Genomic DNA, 21,105 nt, shown 5'->3' on the forward strand with positions numbered 1-21,105 from the left:
ATGAGCGAGATTGTCCCCAGGATTGGCGTTCATGTCGGCGACATCACAAAGCTGGCGGTCGATGCCATCGTCAACGCCGCCAATACGTCACTTCTGGGTGGCGGAGGCGTCGACGGCGCCATCCACCGTGCGGCCGGTCCCGAACTTCTGGCCGAATGCCGAACACTCAATGGCTGCAAGGTCGGCGACGCAAAACTAACCAACGGATATAGGCTGCCGGCACGCTACGTCATCCACACGGTCGGGCCGGTCTGGCAAGGCGGCGGCAAGGGCGAAGCCGCGTTGTTGGCCTCCTGCTATCGCCAGTCGCTCGAACTCGCCGCCGCCAAGCGTTGCCGGACCGTAGCATTCCCAGCGATCTCGACCGGTGTATACCGGTATCCAAAGGACCAGGCGACGCAGGTCGCTGTTGATACCGTGAGCGCCTTCGTCGGCCAGAACGCGGTTCCGGAAACTGTCATTTTCTGCTGCTTCGACCAGCAGACGGCAGAACTATACCAGCAGGCGTTGCTGCGCCAGGCGGGAGCGTGACCTGTCCCTATGAGAAATCCCGTCCACACCCTTCAGACTCATTTTCAAACATCGAACTGGCCAGACGGAAAAATTGCGGCTATTGCTGATTTGCAATTTCCATGGGGATGGGGCGAAGATGAGACTGCGACTTTCTCAGAAAACTACTGTATCGATACTTGCAGGGCTTCTTATATTAGCTGCTCCAGGCAGCAGCGCTGCGGAATCACTGGCGGGCAACAAAGGCGACATCCGTTTCTACCCGACTTTGGCTGGAAACCCGAAGGATCCGTGTACCAAGACGTACAACGCCTATGTGGCGGCCAGCGGCCATTCAGCCTATGCAACGACCTTTTATTCGCGCGTCGTCGACATCTCCATCATCTGCGGCGCGCGGCTGAACGCACCGTCGCAAAAGGCGGCGGAAGATTTGGCGCTGCGGAACTGTCAGTCAGGCTTGAAAAAGTGGAAAGTCAGGCTTGCGAGCGGCGGCTGTCAGATCGCGCTTTCCAAATAGTCAGTCGCCTGGCTGACTGGCACCGCCCGCGGAAAATCCGGGAGGTTTCATGTTCGCCAAAATCCTGATCGCCAACCGCGGCGAGATCGCTTGCCGGGTGATCCGCGCGGCGCGCAAGCTGGGCGTACGTAGCGTTGCCGTCTATTCCGACGCCGACGCCAGGGCTTTGCATGTCGAGATGGCCGACGAGGCGGTGCATATCGGTCCCTCCCCGGTCGGCGAAAGCTATCTGCGCGGCGACAAGATCATCGCCGCGGCTTTGGCCACCGGCGCCGAGGCCATCCATCCGGGCTACGGCTTCCTCTCGGAAAACCCCGATTTCGTCGATCAGGTGACGGCGGCGGGGCTCGTCTTCATCGGCCCGTCGGCCGCCTCGATCCGCGCCATGGGGCTGAAGGACGCGGCCAAGCGGCTGATGGAGAAGGCCGGCGTGCCTGTCGTGCCGGGCTATCACGGCGAGGCGCAGGAGATTGTGCTGCTCGCCTCCAAGGCACGCGAGATCGGCTATCCCGTCCTGATCAAAGCGCGCGCCGGTGGCGGTGGCAAGGGCATGCGGCGCGTGGAACACCCCGACGACTTTTCCGAGGCGCTGTCGGGTGCGCGGCGCGAGGCCAAGGCCGCTTTCGGCGACGACCGCGTGCTGGTCGAGAAATATATCGACAAGCCGCGCCACATCGAGGTTCAGGTATTCGGCGATATCTTCGGCAACGTCGTGCATCTCTACGAGCGCGACTGCTCGGCGCAGCGCCGCCATCAGAAGGTGATCGAGGAAGCCCCCGCCCCCGGCATGATGCCGGCATTGCGCAAAGCGATGACGGAGGCGGCGGTGAAGGCCGCCAAGGCGATCAATTATTCCGGCGCCGGCACGATCGAGTTCATCGTCGATGCCTCGCAAGGGCTGAATGCCGACCGCTTCTGGTTCATGGAAATGAACACTCGCCTGCAGGTCGAGCACCCGGTCACCGAAATGGTTACCGGTACCGATATGGTCGAGTGGCAGTTGCGGGTGGCGTCCGGCGAAAAACTGCCGAAGACGCAGAGCGAGATCACGCTCTCCGGCCATGCCTTCGAAGCGCGCATTTATGCCGAGGACGCGGCAAAGGGTTTTTTGCCGGCGACGGGCACGCTGCATCACCTGAAATTTCCGGATGCTGCGCCCGAGGGCGCAAGCATGCGGATCGAGACCGGCGTGCGGGCCGGTGATGCCATCTCGCCCTTCTACGATCCAATGATCGCCAAGCTGATCGTGCGCGGCAAGGGCAGGCAGGCGGCGCTCGAAGCGCTGAGCATGGCCCTTTCGCAGACCGAGATCGCTGGCTCGACCGTCAACACCGCCTTTCTCGCCGCTCTTGCCGCTGACGCGGATTTTTCGGCAGGTGATGTCGATACCGGCCTGATCGGCAGGCATCAGCAAGCGCTGACCGCAGTGCCGCCGCCGAGCAGCGAGATCGTCGCCGCAGCCGCATTTGCGGCGTCCGGCGCCGGGGCTCAGGCGCCGTCCGACGATCCATGGTCGTCGCTTGCCGGCTATGCGCATTTCCACACTGTTCCGCGGCGCACGCGACTGCGCTACGGCGAGGACGAGATTGTCGCGCTAGTGTCGGTACTGCCGCCGGACGGGCGCTTCCAAGTGGCACTGGACGCACCTTATAACAGCGCGCTTGATCTGCGCGCTGGCTCTCGCCTTGCCCGCTGGCCGGGCCATGTCACTGTCTTTTCGGGCGCCGTCGGCTACAGCTTCGCGGTGCCGGACCCGTTGGCAAGGGCCGACGAAATCGCCGCCGGTTCTGACAGCCTGAGGGCGCCGATGCCGGGTCTGGTCAAGCTGGTGCGTGCAGCCAAGGGCGAGGCCGTCATCAAGGGCCAGCCGCTGTTGATCCTGGAAGCGATGAAGATGGAACACACGATTTCCGCCACCCATGACGGCACGATCGCCGAAATCGCAGCGGAAGGCGCGCAGGTCACCGACGGGACCGTGCTGGTGCGTTTTGCCGAGGAAGCCCACGGCTGACCGCTGTTCCCCCATTCATAAGGTGACGTTGAAGACACGCGCCACAAACGCATGCCCAAATGAAAATGGCCGGTCTGACGCGGCCATTTCCGTTTTACCGCAAGCGACGCCAATCGTTACGGCTGGATCGGCGCGTATTTGCCGTCGTGCCACTGGTTGATGTCGTAGCTGACGTTCTTGAGGTCGCCCTTTTCATCGAAAGTGACAGGGCCGACGACGGTGCTGATCGGCTCGCCGTTCTTCAACGCTTCGGCAACCTTGGCCGGGTCGTCGCTGCCGGCGCGCTTGATACCCTCGGCAAAGGCCTGGATCACGGCATAGGAGAACAGCGTAAAGCCCTCGGGCACGAAGCCGCCCGCCTTGATCTTTTCGATGGCTTCCTTGGCTTCGGGCTTGGCCCGCGGATCCGACGGGAAGACGAACATGGTGCCTTCGCCGGCCGGGCCGGCAACCTGCCAGAATTCCGGGGTGGCGATCGAGTCCGGCATGATCAGCTGGAACTTGAGGTTCTGTTCCGCCGACTGGCGCAGGATGAGGCCGGCCTCGGGGTGGTAGCCGCCGAAATAGACCACATCAGCCTTCAGTTCCTTGAGCTTGGTGACAAGCGCCGAGTAGTCCTTTTCGCCGGCGTTGATGCCCTCGTAGAGGATCTCGTTGAGACCGTTCTGGTTCATCGTCGCCTTGACGGCATCGGCCACGCCCTGCCCATAGGCGCTCTTGTCATGCATGATGACGACCTTCTTGCCGGCATATTTCTTGGCGATCCATGGACCGATGAAAGCGCCCTGCGCATCGTCGCGCGTATAAAGGCGCATGATCGTCGGCCAGCCGGCTTTCGCCGCCGCGTCGGTCAGCTCTGGGTTCGACGAAGCCGGACTCATCATCAGCGCACCGGCTTCGGCATAGACGGCCGAGGCCGGGATGCTCGAGCCCGAGCAGGCATGGCCATCGATGAACTTGACCCCGTTGGCGACGATGCGGTTGGCGACCGAAACCGCCTGCTTCGGATCGCACTGGTCATCCTGGACGTCGAGCTTGATCTGGCGGCCTTCGACACCTCCAGCGGCGTTGATCGCGTCGGCGGCGGCTTGAGCGCCCTGCTTGAACTGGTCGCCGATGGTGGCAAGCTGTCCGGTCATCGGTCCGACCACCGAAAAGGTGATGTCTTCGGCGAAGGCAATCGGCGCGCTCATCACCAGGCCCACTATGGCCGCGCTCAAAATACCCAACTTTTTCATGGTGATACAACTCCTCCACTCTCGCGCGGCCGTCCCGGCCGCGCCTCTTCCAGAGTGGCCGGGAGAATCTCACCCTTCGCCAAGCCTGTCTAGGCGCATCGACGGCACTCGATTGGGCCTGCAACGCCTCTGTTCGACGATGGTTTTTCCAAAAACCGTTTTCCACTTTTTGGGATCATGGTCGAAAACGCAAAAAGCCGCGCCGGCCTTGTTCCGGCCGGTCGCGGCTTTTGTCGATCGAACAATCCCGAACGCTCCCGCGCCCGAAAACCGCTCGCCTTCCCTGTCCGTCGCGCAGCTTGGCTGTATCCGGCCTGCTGCGTTCCTGTCATTGTTGGTACGACCGTCTTGCGCGGCCTTGTTCTTGCCGGTCCGGCCGTCTTGCGCAGCCTTGACCTGAAGCGTCCCTGTCGGTGATCTCAGTGCCCGATGAGTTCAGGCCACCTTAGTGCATCGTCATCCATTCGCGGGCTTCGCGCAGCGCCCTGGCGATCTCGACCTTCGACATGGCGGCCGACAATTCCGAGCGCAGTTCCGCGGCGCGGACCGAGCCCTTGATCGCAGCAATGTTGAACCATTTGTGGGCGGCGACGACATCGGTCTCGCAATCGCGGCCGGTCGCATACATCATGCCCAATTCGAAAAGGATGTCGGCCTGGGCAGTTGCCCCCATGGCGCCGAAGCCGACTTCAGGCATTTCAAAACGTGCCATTTCAATCCCCTGTTCTAGCCCTGTCAGGCTCCCGAGAGCTGCCTCGTTCTGTCCCTTGGTATCTGTTGATAACCCTTGGGGGCGGCCGCTCTTTCGATACTTTCGAGAATGAACCGGAGGCTTGAATCCGCGGTTAAGTGGCGTGCTTAATTTGAGGAAAACAAAGCTAAAACAAGAGGTAAACGCGAGAATTCGTTAAGGATGCAAAGCCAGCAATTGCGCCGGTTTGCACTAAATTTGACGAAAATTTGCGAGGCGAAGATCAAGACTCCGCTAACCACGGGAGACAAAGACGGAGTTGCGAACTTTTCATTTCCCACCGACGAGACCGCTTTGGGCGGCCAGAAAATCCTGAAGTCTTCCGCAGCGGCACCGCTTTTGTTTTGTCGGGAGCTGAATTAGCTTACGTTTGCGTAAAAGGCAGACAGGCGGGCGGAACACCCGGCCGGATGCCCAGAGGGAGGAGAAACATGTTTCGCAAAATCAGCATGGCCCTTACGGCCACCTTGATCATGGCCGGCGCGGCTTGGGCCGATCCGATCGAAGGCAACTGGAAAACGCAAGCCGGTTCGACCGCCGCCATCTCAAGCGGCGGCGGTGCATTTTCGATCACGCTCAAATCAGGCAAGTTTGCCGGCAAGCGCATCGGTTCGTTCAAGGTTTCCGGCGCCAACAAATATTCGGGCACCATAACCGACCCGGAAACCGACAAGACCTATTCGGGCAAGGCCTCGGTCTCGGGCGCTTCGCTCAAGATGAGCGGCTGCGTGCTCGGCGGGCTGATCTGCAGGAGCCAGACCTGGCACAAGCTCTAATCGTTTCCGCTGCCACAAATTGAAAACGGGGCCGCGAAGGCCCCTTTTTTGGTTTGCGCCGTCTGCTTGGGACAACGGATCAATCGTGCGGGCCGTGCCTTCAGCGCCCTAACAGCAATTTTACCCGCCCTTGTCGGCAGCAAGATTGGATGTCGGTAGCAAGCATGCGGCGGCGCTCGTGGCCGGCGACGGCGCGGTGGCGGCGGGCACTCGACCCTCCGTCGATAAACTTGAACCGCAGATGAACGCCGGCATCAGAACCGGTTCAGTTGCATCAGGGCATTGTCATGCGTGTTGAAGGAGACACCACGCAATGTTCGCCCGCCGCTTCACCATCGTCTGCCTGCTGATGAGCCTGTTCGGCATGTCGTTCGCCATCCTCGTTGCCGAGGCCGGCCGCCCAGCCCGCTCCTGGGACCAGGCCAATTCCTGCCGGTTCGGTTGCCCGAGCCACCTTCGCCATTGACGCCGACAGAAACCCTTAGAGAGAAGCAACACACCATGAACCGCATCGTCGCCAACGCCCTCAAGGCCCTTCGGCTTGTGCCGCGGGCGACGCTCATCCTGATGGTTCTTGCAGCGCCGGTTCTGGCCGTGCCCTCGATGCGCGCCGATGCCGGCTCGACGATCGAAGCGCCGGCGTTGAAGAAGACCGGCGTCGGCTTTGTGCTGTTGGTCAGCCTGCGGCGCGGCTAGGCGCAATCGGCCTTCATCGAGACTATCCAAAAACAAAAAACGATCCTTTGGCCCCTCCCAACCGCATGGCCAAGCCTCTATATTGGGTCATGGAAAAGCGAATCTATCCCCAAGCCATAGACTCAGTCGTGATGCCGGAGCCGTTTGGTCGGCAAAGCTTTAATGATGCAGGAAAGGCCGTCGCGGCCTTGCAGGTCCTCTACGATCGCAACACCAAATTCCTGCGCGATTCATTTACGGCGCTCGCCGCAGGCGGCGACAACAACAAGCGCTACCGGGCCTTCTATCCCGAGGTCGGCGTCACCACGACTTCATTCACCCAGATCGACTCGCGGCAGGCTTACGGCCACATGCCGACACCTGGGCATTTCTCGACCACCATAACCCAGCCTGCCCTTTTCGAACGCTATCTTACCGAACAGCTTGGCCTGATCATGCGCAATCACGGCGTTCCGCTCACGGTTTCGGAATCAACGACGCCCATCCCGCTGCATTTCGCGTTCCTGGAAGGCTCCCATGTCGACGGCGCGGCAGCCGAGCGCATCAGGCGGCCGATTCGTGACCTGTTCGACGTGCCGGACCTCGACGGCACCGACGACCAGATCGCCAACGGCACGTTCGAAGTGGCGTTAGGCGGAGCCAGGCCGCTGGCGGCGTTCACGGCGCAACGCATCGACTACTCGCTGCACCGGATGTCGCACTACACGGCGACCAGTCCGCAGCATTTCCAGAATTTCGTGCTGTTCACCAACTACCAGTTCTACATCGACGAATTCGTCGCTCGTGCGCACAAGCTGATGGCGAATGGCGGCGGCGGATACGTCGAATTCGTCGAGCCGGGAAACGTCGTCACCAAGGCTGGACAAAGCGCGCCTGGCGATGGCGTGGCACCGCCGCGCCTGCCGCAGATGCCGGCCTATCATCTGAAGAAGCCGAACCATGGCGGCATCACCATGGTCAACATCGGCGTCGGCCCCTCCAACGCCAAGACGATCACCGACCACATCGCGGTGCTCAGGCCGCATGCCTGGGTGATGCTCGGCCATTGCGCCGGGCTGCGTAACACCCAGGCGCTGGGCGACTATGTGCTGGCGCATGCCTACGTGCGGGAAGACCATGTTCTGGACGACGATCTTCCGGTCTGGGTGCCGATCCCGCCGCTGGCCGAAATCCAGGTTGCGCTGCAGGAGGCGGTCGCCGAAGTCACCGGCCTTTCCGGCTACGACCTCAAGCGCATCATGCGCACCGGCACCGTCGCCACCATCGACAACCGCAACTGGGAGTTGCGCGACCAGCGGGGGCCGGTGCAGCGGCTGTCGCAGTCACGGGCGATCGCGCTCGACATGGAATCGGCGACGATCGCAGCCAATGGCTTCCGTTTCCGCGTGCCCTATGGCACCCTGCTTTGCGTCTCGGACAAGCCCCTGCATGGCGAATTGAAGCTGCCCGGCATGGCGACCGAGTTCTACAAGCGACAAGTGGCACAGCACTTGACCATCGGCATCAGGGCGATGGAAAAGCTGGCCGAGATGCCGATGGAACGGTTGCATTCGCGCAAGCTCAGAAGCTTTTCGGAGACGGCGTTCCAGTAGCACCGATCGGCTTGCATCGACCGGACCTTGGTAACCGCGGCAGGGCATTTCGTAATCTTGATTTGGGCTGCATTTCTGCCGATAAACAAAGTAGATGGCACGCGTTCGAAACATGATGGCGTCGGCAGCATTCGTAGCAATGCTCGTCTTCTCGGTCGCGCTGGTGGCCGGGTTTTTCGGAACGCTGCATCCGGCCTTCGATTCCTTCGCTCATTTCCGCGCTCATCTTGCTGTGCTGATGGCGCTTTGCGCGCTGCCGCTGCTCGCGACCTCGTTTCGCCTGGAGGCGGCCACAGCGCTGCTCTTTGCGGTGGCTGCCTTTGCCACCACCTCGAACGCCCTGTCGGTGCCCCGCCTGTGGCCGGTCCAGGCAGCCTACGAAGCCGAGGCCGGCAATCAGGCGGTCTCCGGTGACCAGGCGGTCTACCGCCTGCTGCAGATGAATCTGCGGTTCAACAATCCAACGCCTGAAAAAGTCCTGTCGCTGATCGGCCGGACCCAGCCTGATGTGATCACCCTCGATGAGGTATCCGACATGTGGAAGGCGAAGCTCGGCCTTCTCGCCAGTGCCTATCCTTACCGGATCCTCTGCCCCTACCCCAATGGCGTTTTCGGCGTTGCGCTGCTGTCCAGACGGCCGTTTGCCACCGGCTCGCAACCGCGCTGCGACAGCCGCGGTGCAATGGCCATCGCAACCGTCGAATTCGGCGGATCCGAGGTCGACGTGGCCGCCATGCACCTGACCTGGCCATGGCCGCGCAACCAGTCACAGCAGATCGGCGGATTGTCGGGGGAGTTCGCCTCGCTCGGCGAAACATCGATCATGGCATGCGACTGCAATGCAGTGCCGTGGAGCGCCGCCGTCCGGCGCGTCGCAGACCTTGGCAAGCTGACCGTGGCGCCTTCGCCGGGGCCGACCTGGCTCTATATCGAGCTGCCGGATTTCCTGCGCTTCGCCGGACTGCCGATCGACCAGGTTTTCAGCAAGGGCGCGGTTCTCATCCATTCGGTGTCGAGGCTGGAAGGCACCGGCTCCGACCATCTTCCGCTGATGGTGGAATTCTCGCTCAGGCCGGAACAGAAAAAGCCGGTCGACGAACATGAAACCGCGACCGCCTCCGTGAGACAGGACGGCAGGACTCGAAGCTGATCGCCTAGCGCTTGCGCAACAGGGCACCGATGAGGCGTTCGACATGGCCGCCGGCGCGATGCTCGCGCGCGTCGAAAGCGTTCTGTTTCGCCTCGTATTCGGCATAGACAGCCTTGATCCGGCGCCTCGCCTCGCGATGCGTCTTGCTGCAAACCCAGTTGTCGGCGAGTTCCAGTCCGGTGATCGATTTCTCGGTCGCCCGCATCATTGTCCTGGCGATGCGGCCGTGGTTATGCTCGTGGGCACGAACGCCCGCGAAAAATCGCTTCCAGCGCTTCTGAAGCGCCGGCGTCGCGGCTGAGATCATGCGCGGTAAGGTGTAGGTGAGATCGAGTGTCCCATTGGCCTGCCGCAGACGGCAGACACCACCCTCCCTGGTGATCTCAAGGTCCCAATTTACCGTATAGGCGGCCAGCGCGATGGCGTGCGTCATGAAGCCGTGCCTCTTCGGACCTTTCCGGTCCATGGCCTCGATCAGGGCGGCGCCCGTGGTTCCTGATATGTCGTAGGTTCGGGTCTTGACCAGCACCTTCGTGTCAGCCGATGCCGACGGTGCGAAGCCGCACAAGCCACCAATAGCCACAAGGCACGTCAAAACCGCCAGGCGCATGGTCATTTCTCCGCGTCAGGAGGGAAGGGAACCACAAGCGCCGCGCCGCTTCAACTTCTTTTAGACGCCGCAAATATAGCGGGCTTTCCCCGGCTATCATTTTGGTCGACGGTTCCGGTGGACTTCACACGCTGACGTTGTGCTCCATTGATCCACGCATGACAGCGACGCATTCGATCGCACATTGAACTGGCCGGAACGTCTCTCGATCCAGAAGCGGACTTCCTGCGCTTCCGGGGTTCTCGTACCCGAACATACGCTCTCGGAAACCACCATGTCGGCGCGGCCTGGCTTGAATCTCAACACACCCCGAGTTCCCGATGGTCCGCTGGCTGGCGCAAACGCGGCGTCTCTTAAGCGCCTGCAGCACGGAAAGGGGGCGACGCGTCATGCGTTCGGCAGGGCGGCGTGTTGCGCGCCAATCGCGATCCTTGCGGATTTCCTCAACGCGGCGGACCCGTCGATCCGCGAACCGCCAGTTCAACCGACATGATGATCTGCCTCGGCTGGCCGTTTTCAAACACCATCTGGGCAGCAAGGCGACCCTTCCCGACGATGTCATGCGTGACAGTGGTGAGTGGGGGCGTGGTGCGTGCCGATTCCGCGGTGCCATCGAAGCCCACAACCGACACGTGCTCGGGTATGTTTATGCCGCGACGAACCGCTTCGTCGAGCACGGTGATTGCCTGCCAGTCCGACATGGTCAGGATTGCCGTTGCTTCTGGAAATCGATCGAACACGACAGCTCCGGCCGAAGGCTCCCCAGGGGTGGTTTCGATGATCGGAAAATCATCGATCGACAGATTGACCTCCGCCAAGCCTTGGGCGAAGCCATCAAGCCTTTCATAGTCGAGCTGAAAGCCCGCGGTAATCTTGCCCTTGCCCGGCATGTGGACAATCGGTGGTCCGGATGTGCGCCGGATGGAGAGGATCACAAAATGCCGGTGCCCGAGAGCAGCCAAGTGCCCGACAGCCATCAGCGCTCCGCTCCTGCCGTCGATCCGGATCGAATTGATATCCGGGCCGGCATCGCTTTCGAGGATGACGAATGGCAAGCGCCGGCGCTGCGCCGAGGTGATCAGGTCGATGTCTACGCTATGGCCCAAAATGAAGCCGTCAACCAACGCCTCCCGGATGGTGGAGGTGCGCGTTTCTTCCGTACCGTTGACTAGGCTCAGCGTCGCCCCGGCCCCGTCGCACGCAAGCGAAACGCCAAGCACCAGTTCTCGTCCATATGGGCTTCTGATGACGTCGGCAATGGCATAGGCGCCCGGCGGCATAAATCCGATGGCGTTGAATTTGCCATTACGCAGTACTCGCCCTCTAGGGTCGGGACCATCATAACCAAGCTGGCGCGCCGCAGCTTCGACGCGCTCGCGCACGTCGGACCGCACCAGGTCCGGGTGATTGAAGACATTGGAGACAGTGCCGCGGGAGACCCCGGCAACTCTCCCGACATCCACGAGGGTCGGCGTTTTGGTATGGTTCATTCCTTCAGTTAAACACTTTTTTGGAGCGCTCCAAGTTTATTCTTGACTCGTCATCATAAAAGGCAGATCTTGCATTGGAGCGCTCCAATTAGCAGAAATAGCAGCTTTATAAGCATTCTGTGCCAAAGCGAAGGCTCGTGTGCCCAATCTGGGCGTGTGAGCGCTAAATCATCAAAGGAGAGTTGGATGGCTGCGACCAGTGGTGGCCCGACATCGCTCGTCGGGAAGACTTTCGACTGTGCATTCGGCCCGTTCGTGCCGCGGCTGACGGTTCTGTCGCCGACAGAATTGCATGTACGGGCGACGATCGGCGCTACTCAGATCGACGAGGTCGTGAAGAGCGATCTGACAGGCGTCCGCCCTGATCTGTTCATCATGAGCTGGACGGAGCAGAGCGGTAACTTCGTCGTGCAGGTTCAGGATCACGAGAACAAAGTCGTTCATAATTATGCGCGGCTGGCCGACGGGCAATTGTTCTGTGCGCAGGGGATCATTCAGCCGGTACCGGCGGCCTGACAGGGTATCACACCGCGCCGCGCGAACTACGCGAACTGTTGTGCGGCCACTTGACGAATACAGGAGTACATTTCCCTCAATATAGACCCGTTCACCTTCAGGAGTGTCGTTATGAACACCCTTTCCGAACCAATCTTCGATGTCGCCCAGCTCGCGCATGTCGAATTGCTGACGCCCGATCTCGATGGGACGTTACGCTTCTTCATGGACTTCATGTGCATGCAAGAGACCGAGCGGCGCGGCAAGTCGGTCTATCTGCGCGCCTATGAGGAGCAGTATCACCACTCGCTGAAGGTGACCGAGGCACAGCACGCCGGACTGGGGCACGTTGCTTGGCGAACGCGCAGCCCGCAGGCGCTGGAGCGCCGAGTCGCAGCGGTAGAGGCGACCGGCCTCGGGCGAGGCTGGATCGACGGTGATGCCGGCCATGGCCGCGCCTTCAGATTCGAAACGCCCGAGGGGCACCCGATGGAGCTGCTGTGGGACGTCGACTATGTCAGCGTACCGCCGGGGCAGGCTACGAAATTGCTTAATCGCCCGCAGAGACGCCCGCTCAACGGCATTCCGGTTCGCCGCATCGATCACCTGAACCTGATGGCCGCCAACACCGGCGCCTGCCGCGATTTCATGGTTGACGTGCTAGGCTTTCGCGAGCGCGAGCGGGTCGTTGGTGACAACGGGTCGGCGATCGCGAGCTGGCTCAGCGTGACCAACCTTTCGCACGATATTGCAATCGTCCCGGAGCCGACGGAGATGCGTGGACGCTTCCACCACGTCTGTTTCCACTACATTTCGGTGCAGCATCTCTTCGATCTGGCGGAGCTGGCAAGGGAAGCCGGCATTTCGATAGAGCACGGGCCGGGCCGGCACGGCATCGGCGGGGCAACGTTCCTGTACATGCTGGAACCAGGGGGCAATCGCATCGAGGTGATGGGCGATCCCGGCTACATGATCTTCGATCCGGCCTGGAAAACCGTGGTGTGGGAGGCGTCCAAGATCGCCGATGCCGTGGTCTGGAGCGGCTCTCCGGTTCCGGATTCCTTCTGGGTCTATGGAACGCCGGTGCCGCGGCCGGTGGAGGGTACGACCATCGCCGCCGTGGCGTAGATTCGGTATTTGCGCGAAGACCAGAACGGCAATTTTCTAGCATTCAATACGCTCGCCAGATCTGCTCGGCACGGCACGGCACGATCCCACGTCGAGTGCAAGATATGCCAGCAGTCTTGCCACTCGTTCTGTCAATTAGGAATAGCTAATATCTGACGCTACATGTTCTGGTAAACTGGGCCTTCGCCACCTTGTGGCGGCACCCAGGTTATGTTTCGGTTCGGGTCTTTGATGTCGCAGGTCTTGCAGTGGACGCAGTTCTGCGCGTTGATGACGAAGCGCACGTCCTTCGCCTCGGGATCGGCGGCGGCGTTGCCATCCTTGTCGACCCATTCGTAGACACTGGCCGGGCAGTAGCGTGTCGATGGCCCGGCATAGACATCGTGTTCGGAACGCCGCTGCAGATCCATATCCGCGACCAGCAGATGGACAGGCTCGTTTTCCTCGTGGTTGGTGTTGGATAGAAACACCGAGGACAGGCGGTCGAAGGTGAGCACGCCGTCCGGCTTCGGATAGGCGATCTTCTTATGCTTGGCGGCCGGCTCCAGCGTCGCATAGTCGGGCTTGCCGTGCTTCAGCGTGCCGAAAGGCGAGAAGCCGAACAGCGTGTTCAGCCACATGTCGAGGCCGCCAATGCCGACGCCGATGGCGGTGCCGAAGCGCGACCACAATGGCTTGACGTTGCGCACCTTCTTCAAATCCTTGCCGATGTCGGTTGCCCGCCATGCCGCCTCGTATGAAGCCAGTTCGTCATTGGCACGGCCGGCGCCGATCGCCTCGGCGACGTGCTCGGCCGCCAGCATTCCGGAAAGCACGGCATTGTGCGAGCCCTTGATGCGCGGCACATTGACGAACCCGGCGGCACACCCAATCAGCGCACCACCGGGGAAGGACAGTTTCGGCACCGACTGCCAGCCGCCCTCGGTGATGGCACGGGCGCCATAACCCAGCCGCTTGCCGCCCTCGAATGTGCCCCTGATCGCCGGGTGGGTCTTGAAGCGCTGGAACTCGTCGAACGGCGACAGATAGGGGTTCTTGTAGTTGAGGTGGACGACGAAGCCGACCGCCACCTGGTTGTCCTCCAGATGGTAGAGGAAAGAGCCGCCGCCGGTCTTCATGTCTAGCGGCCAGCCGAAGGAATGCTGGACCAGGCCTGGCCGGTGGTTCTCCGGCTTGACCTGCCAGAGCTCCTTGAGACCGATACCGTATTTGCCGGGCTCACGGCCGTCGGAAAGATGGTATTTGGCGATCAACTGCTTGGCCAGCGAGCCGCGTGCGCCCTCGCCGATCAGCACATATTTGCCCATCAGCGCCATTCCCGGCGCGAAGCCAGGGCCATGCGTGCCGTCCTTCTCGACGCCCATATCGCCGGTGACAACGCCGGTGACCGCGCCCTCGTCACTGTAAATGAGGTCCACGGCGGCAAAGCCCGGATAGATCTCGACGCCCAGCGCCTCGGCCTTGGTCGCCAGCCAGCGGCAGACATTGCCGAGCGAAACGATGTAGTTGCCGTGGTTGTTCATCAGCGGCGGCATCAGGATGTTGGGCAGACGGAACGAACCGGCGGGGCCGAGCACCAGGAAATGGTCTGCCGTGACCGGCGTCTTGAAGGGATGTCCTTCTTCGTCACGCCAGCCCGGCAGCAACCGGTCGATGCCGATCGGATCGACGACGGCGCCGGACAGGATATGGGCGCCGACTTCGCCGCCCTTTTCCAGGACGACGACGGAAAGCTCGGGATTGACCTGCTTGAGACGGATCGCGGTGGCGAGGCCGGCCGGACCGGCGCCGACGATGACCACGTCGAATTCCATGCTTTCGCGTTCGATCTCGCTCATCAACATCTCACTGGCTACCGCATTCGCGCATCTTGCTGGCTTATCCGCTGCATAGCGCATCAATTCGCGACGCGAAACCGACGCTGACGTGACAATGCCGATTTCGTCAAAAAGTCGCGCATCGTACTACAAAATCGCGGTTTGCGGTCCACCGGAACATCGATCCGGGCCAAGCCATTCCAAAGAGAGCCGGCGCCCTGACGTTTTTAATTGTTCGACGGCTTGCTTATCGGCCATACTTCGCACCATGCGCATTCCTGGGCCATCCGGCTTTTCATCGACGCGCTTTTTTTCGTCGCCCGGACGGATTTGCCGGGCGCTCGTTTTGGCCCTTTTGCCGCTGGCGTCCGTTGGCGCCCACGCCGAGCCGCAAAGGGTCTGGGTGGCCGGAGCCTACTCCTTTTCCGACGAGCTGGGCGGCTTCCGCATCACCAGCGCCTCGGGCATCGGGACAAAGGAGGACCCGCTTGTCATCACCGAAGAGCTGAATTCGGCGACACCGGTGACACTGACGATCCGCACGACAAAGCCGATCCAGCCCTTCGGCACTGCGGGCCAATTTGCCAATGGCCTCATGTATATGCGCGTCGACGTGCTCAACAACAGCGGCCAGGCCTGGGTCGAGTTCCAGTTCGAGCTCCAGGAGATACTCCACCGGCCGAGCGTGTTCGGCGACGGCCTATCGTTCGACCAGCGCAACAAAACGCCTGACAACATCTGGTCGAGCAGCTTTGCCGATTTCGATCGCGACTTCGAACCCTATGACCGGCTGCTGTTCAAGAGCGGCAAGATCGACCCGTTGAAGACAGCAAAATTCGATTACCTGATCACCGACTACACACCGCGCTGGACGTTCTATCTGGTGCAGGATCCGCGTATACCGTCGAGCTGAGAATCCTTGTTTTCGTCATGTCGTTGTCCCAAAACCGCTGCGCGCTTTTGGGCTACATGCATTACTTGCAAATTGCTGCCGCGCGGCGGAATGTGAAAGTATGACTGCCGTTTCCCGAGACGACCGACCAGATATCGCCGACCTGCTGGCCTTCTACGCCAGCGCCGGCGTCGATGAAGCGCTCGAAGACGAGCCGCTGAACAGGTTTGCTGAGGCTGCGTCAAAGCCGCCTGAGCGGGCGCCGGCGACAGTTACGCCAGTTGGTGGAAGCGCCACACTGCCACGCTCGACAAGCCTGTCACGCGCCGGAATGGGCGAAAGGCAAGCTGCGGCACCGGCGGTGCGCGCGCCGTCCGGGACGGCGACGGTGCCCGACGAGCAGCAAGCGGCCTTGGCGCGCCAATTGGCAACGACCGCGGCGACCCTGGACGAGCTTCGCCAGCACATGGCGGCATTCGACGGCTGCAATCTCAAATTCACCGCCAAGAACCTGGTGTTCGCCGACGGCAATCCGAATGCCGCGGTGATGCTGGTCGGCGAGGCGCCCGGCCGCGACGAGGACCTTGAGGGATTGCCGTTCGTCGGCCGCTCGGGCCGGCTGCTCGACCGGATGCTGGCCGCGATCGGCCTCGACCGGACGTCGGCCTATATCGCCAATGTCATCCCCTGGCGGCCGCCGGGCAACCGCACGCCGACGCCGCACGAGACCGAGATCTGCAGGCCATTCATCGAACGGCAGATCGAGCTGGTCAATCCGAAGGTGCTGGTCAATTTGGGCGGCCCCTCGGCAAAGACCTTGCTCAACACCACCGAGGGCATCCTGCGGCTGCGCGGCAATTGGCGCGTCCATACGACCGCCTCCGGTATTGCCATTCCCGCCATGCCGACCCTTCACCCGGCCTATCTCTTGAGAACCCCCGCGCACAAGAAGCTGGCGTGGCGGGATTTCCTCGAGGTGAAGGCAAAGCTGCGGGCGCTGGGTTGAGGTGGGGCGCAGCTTCCCTTCTTCCCTTGTGGGAGAAGGTGGATTGTCGCGCGGAGCCAAGGCGGTTGAGGGGTGTTGGAAGAAATGAGGCGCTGATGATTCTGTCGCCGTGCGCCAGCTTCTCGACTTGGATGAGGGTGTTTCGCCAAGCTGGAACACCCCTCATCCGACCGAGCTTCGCTCGGCCACCTTCTCCCACAAGGGAAGAAGGGAAGAGCGGCATCTATAACCTCACAGGTAATGGAAATGCGATCGCTGCCGGCATAGTGTGCCGCCATGACAGCAACCCAGACTTCCGCCGGCAGCCTCATTCGCGAATGGCGCACGCGCCGGCGCATGAGCCAACTCGATCTCGCCATGGAAGCCGAAATCTCGCAACGGCATCTGAGCTTCGTGGAAAGCGGCCGCGCGGCACCCTCGCGCGATATGGTGCTGCATCTGGCCGAGCAGCTGTCGATCCCACTGAGGCAGCGCAATCAGCTCCTGCTGGCCGCAGGCTTTGCCCCCAGCTTCAGCGAGCGTTCGCTCACCGATGCTTCACTGGCGCCGGCGATGGCTGCCGTCGAGATCGTGCTCAAGGGGCACGAACCCTTCCCGGCGCTCGCTGTCGACCGGCACTGGAACCTGGTGTCGGCGAATGCGGCGATCGGCCCGTTCCTTGCCGATGTCGCCGAGCCCTCCTTGCTGAAGCCCCCGGTCAACGTGCTGCGACTCAGCCTGCACCCAGGTGGCGTCGCGCCGCGCATCGTCAACCTGGCCGAATGGCGCGCGCATCTTCTTGACCGGTTGAAACACCAGAACGACGCCTCAGGCGACCCGGTTCTGATCGAATTGGAACGCGAGCTTCGGACCTATCCGTCCGGCCTGAACGGCACACGGCCGGTTTCGGTCGAGCCGAACGCGATCGTGCACCCGCTGCGGCTTGCCCATGGCGATGCTGTGCTTTCGTTCATCAGCACCATCACCGTGTTCGGCACGCCGCTCGACGTGACGCTGTCGGAATTGGCGATCGAATCCTTTTTCCCCGCCGATGAGCAGACAAGGACCGTGCTGGTGCGATTGGCGAAGGAGCGGGCCGAGCCGTCCTGATCATCCTTGCGGCGGGGTCGCCTGGCGGGTGCGAGCACGTTCGAGGCCAAGCTGGCGCTCGCGCCAGATGATGAAGATGCCGGCGGCAACGACGATCGTGCCGCCGACAAGCATGTGAACCGTCGGGACGTCGCCGAAGGCGAGATAGCCGACGGCTATGCCAAGCAGCATCGACGTATATTCGAAGGGCGCCACGACCGAGGCCTCGGCATGGCGATAGGCGGCCGTCATCAGAATCTGAGCGAGCCCGCCGCAAAAGCCCGCAGCTATGAGAAGACCCGCCTGCGCCGGTGTCAGCGCCTGCCAGCCGAACGGCAGCGAAAGCAACGCCAGGACGCTCGCCGTCACCGAAAACCACAGCACGATGGTTGCGGTCGGTTCGCTCTGGACGAGATTGCGCACCAGCAGCATGGCGACGGCCGAGATCGCTGCTGCGACCAGGGCGGCGATGACGCCGAGCACCTCCTGATCGCCGAGTGCAGCGCCCGAACCAAGCAGCGTCAGTTCCGGCCATGAGATGACCAGCACCCCGACCAGTCCGACCGCAACCGCGCTCCAGCGATAGACGCGGATCGCTTCGCCGAGGAAGATCGAACTGAACACCACCACCAGCAGCGGTTGTGCGTAGTTCAGCGTGATCGCCTCGGGAAGCGGCAGCCGTGTCAGCGCAAAGAAGCCGAGGCCCATGGCGCAGACGCCGACAACGCCGCGCGCAATGTGGTTGAGCGGACGTTTGGTCGAGAACGCCGTGCCAAGCTTTCCTTGGAAGGCCAGTAAGACGATGATCGGAAAGATGGCGAAGAAGGAGCGGAAGAACACGATCTGGCCAGCCGGCACCGTGCCCGCCGCCTTGATGCAGTACGACATGCCGACAAAAACCGCCACCGACACGATCTTGAGCATGATCCCGGTCAGCGTGTTGTGCCCGCCGGGATGATCTGTCGGGCTCACTTAGCAGTTGCTTCCTGGATCGCCGCCCAGATGCGCGCCGGCGTTGCCGGCATGTCGATATGCCTGATGCCGTAGGCGCGATAGAGCGCATCCGTCACCGCGTTGAGCGGCAGGCGTCGCTCCGATCGTGCCTGCCTCGCCGGCCCCCTTGATGCCGAGCGCATTGGTGGTCGAGGGCACGTTGCGGGTCTCGAAATGGAAGAACGGCAAATCGTCGGCGCGCGGCATGGCGTAGTCCATGAAGCTTGCCGTCAACAGCTGCCCGTCCTCGTCATAGACCGTGTTCTCGGTCAGCGCCTGGCCGATGCCCTGGACGACGCCGCCATGCACCTGGCCGGCCAGCAGGATCGGGTTCACGGTGACGCCGAAATCGTCGACGATCGTATAGCGGTCAATCTCCGTCATGCCGGTGTCGGGATCGATCTCGACCTCGCAGATGTGAGTGCCGTTCGGATAGGTGCATTCGTCCTGAACGAATTCGCCAAAGCCCTTGAGATCGTCCGGGTTCTTGGCGGCCTTGGCGATGCTCGAAAAATCGATCATGCGGTCGGTGCCGACGATGCGGGCAACGCCGTTGGATAGTTCGATGTCGCCGGCCGAGGCTTCCAGCTCATCCGCGGCGACGCGCTTGATCTTGTTGGCCAGATCCTCGCCCGCGCGAGAAGCTGATACGCCGCCAAGGGGAATGGAGCGCGAGCCGCCGGTGCCGCCGCCGGCCTTCAGTTCGTCGGTGTCGCCCTGGCGGACATGGATCTTGTCGATGTCGACTTGTAGCTTTTCCGAGAGGAACTGCGCATAGGCGGTCGCGTGCCCCTGCCCGTTGGTCTGGGTGCCGATCTTCAGCGTCACGGTGCCGTCGCCGTTCAGTTCGACAAAGGCCGGTTCAGAGCCCGGAAAGGCACAGGCCTCGATATAGGTCGCCATGCCGATGCCGCGGATCTTTCCGGCCGCCTTCGACTTCGCCAGCCGCTCCGGAAACCCCTGCCACTCGGCCCGTTCGATGGCGCGGTCCATATGGCCTGCAAACTCGCCGGTATCATAGAGGCGGTCGGTCTGGGTGCGATAGGGAAACTGCTCAGGCCGAATGAAATTGCGCCGCCGGATCTCTTCGACGGGAAGGCCCAGATCGTGGGCGCAGGCGTCGACGAGCTTTTCCAGCAGGAATGCCGCTTCCGGCCGCCCGGCGCCGCGATAGGCGTCCACCGGGCAGGTATTGGTGTAGAGGCCGGTCACCGAAACATCGAGCGCCTGGATGTCGTAGACGCCGGTCGACATGGTGACGCCGATATAGGGGATAAATGGGCCGTATTGCGAGACATAGGCGCCGATATTGGCGAGCAGATCGACCTTCATGCCGAGGAAGCGGCCGTCCTTGTCCATCGCCATCTCGGCGGTCACGACATTGTCGCGGCCTTGCGCATCGGTAAGGAAGTGCTCGGTGCGGTCGCCGGCCCATTTCACCGGGCGGCCAAGGCGCCTGGCGGCCTCAAGGACCAGCGGATGTTCGCGATAGACGAAGCTTTTCGGCCCGAAGCCGCCGCCGACATCCGGCGTGATGACGCGCAGCTGGTTCTTTTTGATCTTGAACACGTCGGCCAGGATGTACTGCATCGAATGCACGCCCTGCGAGCCCGTGGTCAGCACGAAGCGGTTGTCTTTCGTGTTCCATTCGCCGATCGCCGAGCGCGGCTCAATGTAGTTGCAGACCAGCCGGTTGTTGATGAATTCGATGCGGGTGACATGCGCCGCCCTGGCGAATGCCGCCGCGGTCTTCGCCTTGTCGCCGATGTGGTAGCTGAAGGCACGGTTGGAGCCGAGTTCCGGCCAGACCAGCGGCGTGCCTTCGTCAAGCGCGGTGGCGGTGCCGGACGCGGCATCCTCGCCCTCGTAATCGACCTCGATCAGTTCGGCGGCGTCCTGCGCCAGTGTGCGGCTGTCGGCGACGACGAAGGCGACGGCGTCGCCGACATAATTGACCCGGTCGCGGCAAAGGACCGGAATATCGCGGGTCGGTGCCTTGGTGCCGTCCGGCTGCCTCTGCATGACGCCGGATTTCAGCTTGCCGAGATGAGCAATATCCGCACCGGTCAGCACCAGATGGACGCCAGGTGCCGCCTTGGCCGCCTCGGTCGAACCGATGGTGAAGCTTGCCTTGGCTACCGGTGAGCGCAGAACGTAGCCGTGCAGGAGGCCGGGCGGCTGGATGTCGTCCGTATAGCGACCGAGACCCTTGATGAAGGCCTGGTCCTCGCGACGCAGCACAGAGGCGCCCATGCCGAATTTCGGTGTGACGACGGTCAACGTATACCTCGCGATGATGATTGGAAAACGAGTGCCTGAAATAGGCGCTGCGCCAGTTTTGTCGAGTGACGGTTTCGTGTAAAGA

19 protein-coding genes and 1 pseudogene are annotated in these 21,105 nt (G+C 62.1%); 13 read left to right on the forward strand and 7 right to left on the reverse strand.

The features are described from left to right. The 3 genes from AC0L3N_RS04935 (at position 1) to AC0L3N_RS04945 (ending at position 3,038) form a co-directional block, all read left to right on the forward strand. Positions 1 to 531: an O-acetyl-ADP-ribose deacetylase gene (locus tag AC0L3N_RS04935; protein WP_473546052.1), complete on the forward strand. Its 531-nt coding sequence runs from the start codon at positions 1 to 3 to the stop codon at positions 529 to 531. A 118-nt stretch (positions 532 to 649) separates the two neighbouring features. Next, positions 650 to 1,027, forward strand: coding sequence for a hypothetical protein (locus tag AC0L3N_RS04940; protein ID WP_077381928.1), 378 nt, complete (start codon positions 650 to 652; stop codon positions 1,025 to 1,027). 49 nt (positions 1,028 to 1,076) lie between these two features. Beyond that, positions 1,077 to 3,038, forward strand: coding sequence for an acetyl/propionyl/methylcrotonyl-CoA carboxylase subunit alpha (locus tag AC0L3N_RS04945; protein WP_473546055.1), 1,962 nt, complete (start codon positions 1,077 to 1,079; stop codon positions 3,036 to 3,038). A gap of 116 nt (positions 3,039 to 3,154) precedes the next feature. Here the strand turns inward: AC0L3N_RS04945 and AC0L3N_RS04950 are convergent, their stop codons facing one another. Then, on the reverse strand, positions 3,155 to 4,276 hold the full coding sequence (locus AC0L3N_RS04950) for a branched-chain amino acid ABC transporter substrate-binding protein (protein WP_473546057.1): 1,122 nt from the start codon (positions 4,274 to 4,276) through the stop codon (positions 3,155 to 3,157). A gap of 445 nt (positions 4,277 to 4,721) precedes the next feature. Continuing rightward, positions 4,722 to 4,988: a sel1 repeat family protein gene (locus AC0L3N_RS04955; protein ID WP_473546059.1), complete on the reverse strand. Its 267-nt coding sequence runs from the start codon at positions 4,986 to 4,988 to the stop codon at positions 4,722 to 4,724. 470 nt (positions 4,989 to 5,458) lie between these two features. Here AC0L3N_RS04955 and AC0L3N_RS04960 point away from each other — a divergent pair, with 470 nt between their 5' ends. The 5 genes from AC0L3N_RS04960 (at position 5,459) to AC0L3N_RS04980 (ending at position 9,241) form a co-directional block, all read left to right on the forward strand. Beyond that, positions 5,459 to 5,803, forward strand: a complete 345-nt coding sequence (locus tag AC0L3N_RS04960; protein WP_473546061.1) for a DUF2147 domain-containing protein — start codon at positions 5,459 to 5,461, stop codon at positions 5,801 to 5,803. 313 nt (positions 5,804 to 6,116) lie between these two features. Continuing rightward, positions 6,117 to 6,269, forward strand: coding sequence for a hypothetical protein (locus tag AC0L3N_RS04965; protein WP_165848692.1), 153 nt, complete (start codon positions 6,117 to 6,119; stop codon positions 6,267 to 6,269). Positions 6,270 to 6,304: 35 nt separating this feature from the next. Continuing rightward, complete coding sequence (locus AC0L3N_RS04970) at positions 6,305 to 6,499, forward strand: hypothetical protein (RefSeq protein ID WP_473546063.1); 195 nt, start codon at positions 6,305 to 6,307, stop codon at positions 6,497 to 6,499. A 131-nt stretch (positions 6,500 to 6,630) separates the two neighbouring features. After that, positions 6,631 to 8,091, forward strand: coding sequence for an AMP nucleosidase (locus AC0L3N_RS04975; RefSeq protein WP_473546345.1), 1,461 nt, complete (start codon positions 6,631 to 6,633; stop codon positions 8,089 to 8,091). A gap of 94 nt (positions 8,092 to 8,185) precedes the next feature. Beyond that, on the forward strand, positions 8,186 to 9,241 hold the full coding sequence (locus tag AC0L3N_RS04980) for an endonuclease/exonuclease/phosphatase family protein (protein WP_473546065.1): 1,056 nt from the start codon (positions 8,186 to 8,188) through the stop codon (positions 9,239 to 9,241). Positions 9,242 to 9,245: 4 nt separating this feature from the next. On the opposite strand, the gene AC0L3N_RS04985 is transcribed toward AC0L3N_RS04980, so the two are convergent. Together AC0L3N_RS04985 and AC0L3N_RS04990 are read right to left on the reverse strand one after the other, a co-directional pair. After that, entirely contained in the window at positions 9,246 to 9,851 is a 606-nt protein-coding gene (locus AC0L3N_RS04985) for a DUF922 domain-containing protein (protein WP_473489815.1), read from the reverse strand. Positions 9,852 to 10,294: 443 nt separating this feature from the next. Beyond that, positions 10,295 to 11,341 (reverse strand): LacI family DNA-binding transcriptional regulator, encoded by a 1,047-nt coding sequence (locus AC0L3N_RS04990; RefSeq protein WP_473546067.1) that lies wholly within the window; start codon positions 11,339 to 11,341, stop codon positions 10,295 to 10,297. A 186-nt stretch (positions 11,342 to 11,527) separates the two neighbouring features. Here AC0L3N_RS04990 and AC0L3N_RS04995 point away from each other — a divergent pair, with 186 nt between their 5' ends. Continuing rightward, positions 11,528 to 11,857, forward strand: coding sequence for a MoaF-related domain-containing protein (locus AC0L3N_RS04995; RefSeq protein ID WP_473546069.1), 330 nt, complete (start codon positions 11,528 to 11,530; stop codon positions 11,855 to 11,857). 111 nt (positions 11,858 to 11,968) lie between these two features. Next, positions 11,969 to 12,964, forward strand: a complete 996-nt coding sequence (locus tag AC0L3N_RS05000) for a VOC family protein (protein ID WP_473546071.1) — start codon at positions 11,969 to 11,971, stop codon at positions 12,962 to 12,964. Between the two features lie 158 nt (positions 12,965 to 13,122). On the opposite strand, the gene AC0L3N_RS05005 is transcribed toward AC0L3N_RS05000, so the two are convergent. Next, positions 13,123 to 14,802, reverse strand: a complete 1,680-nt coding sequence (locus tag AC0L3N_RS05005; RefSeq protein WP_473546073.1) for an electron transfer flavoprotein-ubiquinone oxidoreductase — start codon at positions 14,800 to 14,802, stop codon at positions 13,123 to 13,125. Positions 14,803 to 15,049: 247 nt separating this feature from the next. On the opposite strand from AC0L3N_RS05005, the gene AC0L3N_RS05010 reads away from it, so the two are divergent. The 3 genes from AC0L3N_RS05010 (at position 15,050) to AC0L3N_RS05020 (ending at position 17,768) form a co-directional block, all read left to right on the forward strand. Further along, the gene (locus tag AC0L3N_RS05010) at positions 15,050 to 15,694 is read left to right on the forward strand and encodes a hypothetical protein (protein WP_473489796.1); all 645 of its coding nucleotides are present in this window, start codon (positions 15,050 to 15,052) and stop codon (positions 15,692 to 15,694) included. Positions 15,695 to 15,794: 100 nt separating this feature from the next. Then, positions 15,795 to 16,679: a uracil-DNA glycosylase gene (locus tag AC0L3N_RS05015; RefSeq protein ID WP_473546075.1), complete on the forward strand. Its 885-nt coding sequence runs from the start codon at positions 15,795 to 15,797 to the stop codon at positions 16,677 to 16,679. A gap of 276 nt (positions 16,680 to 16,955) precedes the next feature. Then, entirely contained in the window at positions 16,956 to 17,768 is an 813-nt protein-coding gene (locus AC0L3N_RS05020) for a helix-turn-helix domain-containing protein (RefSeq protein WP_473546077.1), read from the forward strand. Here AC0L3N_RS05020 and AC0L3N_RS05025 read toward each other — a convergent pair whose 3' ends face one another. Both AC0L3N_RS05025 and AC0L3N_RS05030 read right to left on the reverse strand, forming a co-directional pair. After that, complete coding sequence (locus AC0L3N_RS05025; protein ID WP_473546347.1) at positions 17,769 to 18,671, reverse strand: DMT family transporter; 903 nt, start codon at positions 18,669 to 18,671, stop codon at positions 17,769 to 17,771. 44 nt (positions 18,672 to 18,715) lie between these two features. Further along, a pseudogene (locus AC0L3N_RS05030) lies at positions 18,716 to 21,020 on the reverse strand (xanthine dehydrogenase family protein molybdopterin-binding subunit). Positions 21,021 to 21,105 lie beyond the last annotated feature (85 nt).

The organism is Mesorhizobium sp. WSM4807 (genome assembly GCF_055811615.1).

Excerpts from the sequence above, each read along its gene's own strand:
- AC0L3N_RS04935 (WP_473546052.1), top strand. The coding sequence starts at position 1 with ATGAGCGAGATTGTCCCCAGGATTGGCGTTCATGTCGGCGACATCACA.
- AC0L3N_RS04940 (WP_077381928.1), top strand. The coding sequence starts at position 650 with ATGAGACTGCGACTTTCTCAGAAAACTACTGTATCGATACTTGCAGGG.
- AC0L3N_RS04945 (WP_473546055.1), top strand. The coding sequence starts at position 1,077 with ATGTTCGCCAAAATCCTGATCGCCAACCGCGGCGAGATCGCTTGCCGG.
- AC0L3N_RS04950 (WP_473546057.1), bottom strand. The coding sequence starts at position 4,276 with ATGAAAAAGTTGGGTATTTTGAGCGCGGCCATAGTGGGCCTGGTGATG.
- AC0L3N_RS04955 (WP_473546059.1), bottom strand. The coding sequence starts at position 4,988 with ATGGCACGTTTTGAAATGCCTGAAGTCGGCTTCGGCGCCATGGGGGCA.
- AC0L3N_RS04960 (WP_473546061.1), top strand. The coding sequence starts at position 5,459 with ATGTTTCGCAAAATCAGCATGGCCCTTACGGCCACCTTGATCATGGCC.
- AC0L3N_RS04965 (WP_165848692.1), top strand. The coding sequence starts at position 6,117 with ATGTTCGCCCGCCGCTTCACCATCGTCTGCCTGCTGATGAGCCTGTTC.
- AC0L3N_RS04970 (WP_473546063.1), top strand. The coding sequence starts at position 6,305 with ATGAACCGCATCGTCGCCAACGCCCTCAAGGCCCTTCGGCTTGTGCCG.
- AC0L3N_RS04975 (WP_473546345.1), top strand. The coding sequence starts at position 6,631 with ATGCCGGAGCCGTTTGGTCGGCAAAGCTTTAATGATGCAGGAAAGGCC.
- AC0L3N_RS04980 (WP_473546065.1), top strand. The coding sequence starts at position 8,186 with ATGGCACGCGTTCGAAACATGATGGCGTCGGCAGCATTCGTAGCAATG.
- AC0L3N_RS04985 (WP_473489815.1), bottom strand. The coding sequence starts at position 9,851 with ATGCGCCTGGCGGTTTTGACGTGCCTTGTGGCTATTGGTGGCTTGTGC.
- AC0L3N_RS04990 (WP_473546067.1), bottom strand. The coding sequence starts at position 11,341 with ATGAACCATACCAAAACGCCGACCCTCGTGGATGTCGGGAGAGTTGCC.
- AC0L3N_RS04995 (WP_473546069.1), top strand. The coding sequence starts at position 11,528 with ATGGCTGCGACCAGTGGTGGCCCGACATCGCTCGTCGGGAAGACTTTC.
- AC0L3N_RS05000 (WP_473546071.1), top strand. The coding sequence starts at position 11,969 with ATGAACACCCTTTCCGAACCAATCTTCGATGTCGCCCAGCTCGCGCAT.
- AC0L3N_RS05005 (WP_473546073.1), bottom strand. The coding sequence starts at position 14,802 with ATGAGCGAGATCGAACGCGAAAGCATGGAATTCGACGTGGTCATCGTC.
- AC0L3N_RS05010 (WP_473489796.1), top strand. The coding sequence starts at position 15,050 with ATGCGCATTCCTGGGCCATCCGGCTTTTCATCGACGCGCTTTTTTTCG.
- AC0L3N_RS05015 (WP_473546075.1), top strand. The coding sequence starts at position 15,795 with ATGACTGCCGTTTCCCGAGACGACCGACCAGATATCGCCGACCTGCTG.
- AC0L3N_RS05020 (WP_473546077.1), top strand. The coding sequence starts at position 16,956 with ATGACAGCAACCCAGACTTCCGCCGGCAGCCTCATTCGCGAATGGCGC.
- AC0L3N_RS05025 (WP_473546347.1), bottom strand. The coding sequence starts at position 18,671 with ATGCTCAAGATCGTGTCGGTGGCGGTTTTTGTCGGCATGTCGTACTGC.